1 protein-coding gene and 1 pseudogene are annotated in these 2,510 nt (G+C 47.5%); both read right to left on the reverse strand.

Features of this window, described 5'->3' with window-relative positions; translation table 11 throughout:
* Window positions 1-2,346: calcium-binding protein (locus PsWM33_RS27355; protein WP_275078558.1), on the reverse strand; the 2,346-nt coding region annotated here is incomplete at its 3' end.
* An 81-nt stretch (window positions 2,347-2,427) separates the two neighbouring features.
* A pseudogene (locus tag PsWM33_RS28880) lies at window positions 2,428-2,510 on the reverse strand (hypothetical protein); the annotation flags it as partial.

The raw sequence follows: 2,510 nt of genomic DNA on the forward strand, positions 1-2,510 counted from the left end.
CAGATGATCATTGCCGTTGAGTGCGACAAGGCTGTTGTTCAGCTCATCACCCAAGATGATATCACTATGATTAGAACCAGCAACGTTCTCAAAGTTTGCAATGACATCCCCTTCGGCATGTCCGCCTGAAACTTCTCCAGTTGTCAGATTGACAGAAACACCTGAAGGTGAGTGGTAATAGTCTAGTATATCCCAACCCGCACCGCCATCTAACGTATCTGCTCCTCCATAACCGTTAATTTTATTGTTCCCTGCATCTCCGGTTAAGTGGTCTCCATAAGCATCACTGCCCATGATGTTTTCGATGGAGATATAGGTATCGCCAGCAGCATCGCCTTGGTTCTGACTTGGATCAGCAAGGTTGACGGTTACCGCATCTTTAGACCAACGATACCGAACAGTATCAGTACCTAACCCACCATCCAGATAATCTGCACCAGTGCCGTAGGCATTCAGCGTATCATTGCCGCCCCGACCTTCTAAATGGTCGAGCCCATTGTTGGCGTAAAGAACGTTGTTGATCTCGTCTCCTAAGAGAACATCATTATGATGAGTACCGTGAACGTTCTCAAAATTCGCAATGACATCCCCTTCGGCATGACCCCCTGAAACCTCTCCAGTTGTCAGATTGACAGAAACACTTGCAGGAGAATTGTAGTAGTCTAGAGTATCCCAACCCGCACCACCATCTAATGTATCCGCTCCACCATAACCAGATATTTTGTTATCGTTATCATCCCCTACTAGCTTATCAGCATAAACATATGTACCTACAATATTCTCTATTGAGATGTAGGTGTCACCGCTTGCATCGCCGGTGTTTTGACTCGAGTCACCAAGGTTCACAGTTACACCAGAGTTAGAATGATAATAACGAACTGTATCATTACCTGACCCACCATCCAGATAGTCTGCTCCAGAGCCATAGGCATTCAGCGTATCATTGCCGCCCCGACCTTCTAGGTGATCAATGCCATCTTTCGCGTACAAATTGTTTCTATTGTCGTCGCCAATAAGGACATCATCAAACTGAGAGCCGCCGATATTTTCGATATTGACAAGGATATCTCCGGTCGCATGGCCGCCACTGGCTGTATCTTCAGCAAGATTGATCGTTACGCCTGCATCCGATGCACGATAATCAGTAAGGTCAGAGCCAGCGCCACCATCAAGGTAATCTGCCCCTTCTCCACCAAACAGCTCATCATTTCCCTCTCCACCATACAGGCGATCACTTCCTCCCTCACCATAAAGGCGATCACTTCCTCCAGCTCCAGTCAGGATATCATCACCTCCATAGCCCCAAATTCTGTTGTCACCAGCATCACCTGTGAGCGTATCACCGTATGCATCTGTGCCCATTATGTTTTCTATAGAGATATATTCATCACCAGCCGCATCACCTGCATTTTGAGACTGATCTGCGAGATTAACGGTGACAGCTGCGTGGGACCAGCGGTATCTTACCGCATCGGTTCCTTCCCCGCCATCAATATAGTCCGCTCCCGAACCAGAGGCATTGAGGGTGTCATTACCTTTACCACCGTAAAGGCGGTCATCTCCATCTAAGCCATACAAAGCGTTGGCATTATCATCACCAATGAGAACGTCATCAAAATCTGAACCTTCAACATTCTCAATGCCCACAAGAACATCCCCCGTCGCATGGCCTCCATCGAATAAGCCAGTTGCTAGGTTCACATGGACAGCCGCATCCGAAGTAGAATATCGGGCAAAATCCAAACCAGTTCCGCCATCAATATAATCGGCACCTTCACCACCATAAAAATAATCGTTACCAGCACCGCCATAGAGCTGATCATTGCCTCCATAGCCCCAGATTTTGTTATGGTTTTCATCACCGGTTAGGTGATCAGCGTGTGTATCACTACCTATAATATTTTCAATGGACGCATAAGTATCACCTGTCGCATCGCCACTATTCTGGGATTGATCTGCAAGATTGACAGTGACAGATGTCGTTGCATCAAAGTAGCGAACAGTATCACTTCCTTCACCGCCATTAATAAGTTCCGCCAGATCTCCAGCAGTAATCTTGTCATCGCCGTCGGTACCGGTTAACTCAACACGGCCATCGTTCAACACCTCAATCTTGCTGAGCGTCGTCCCGTCAGCAAACTCAAATCGCTCAATATGCTTGCCCATGTTGGCGATCTGGAGTTGACCTGCAGGTCTACTCCCATCTACATCCCAAGAGAGTTTCAGAGCGGTACCGTTGTCGTCATCGTGTTCAACTGTTGTAAATGTAAGGTCAAGAAGAGACAGATCCTCAAAGACAACCGTGTCATACCCGCCATCATCGACCTCAGTGGTATAGTCAATCATCGTTGATCCACTACTTGCCTGGATCAAATAAGTATCATCTCCCATACTCCCGGTCCGTATTTCGCTGTCTCCTGCAACGATTACACTCGCTGTCGCAACTGAGCTCTCTCCGAGGCTGTCCGTAACCGTATAAGTGAAGGTATCAGTGATAGATTCACCAAGAC

Source organism: Pseudovibrio sp. WM33, assembly GCF_001623165.1.
Classification (GTDB): Bacteria; Pseudomonadota; Alphaproteobacteria; order Rhizobiales; family Stappiaceae; genus Pseudovibrio.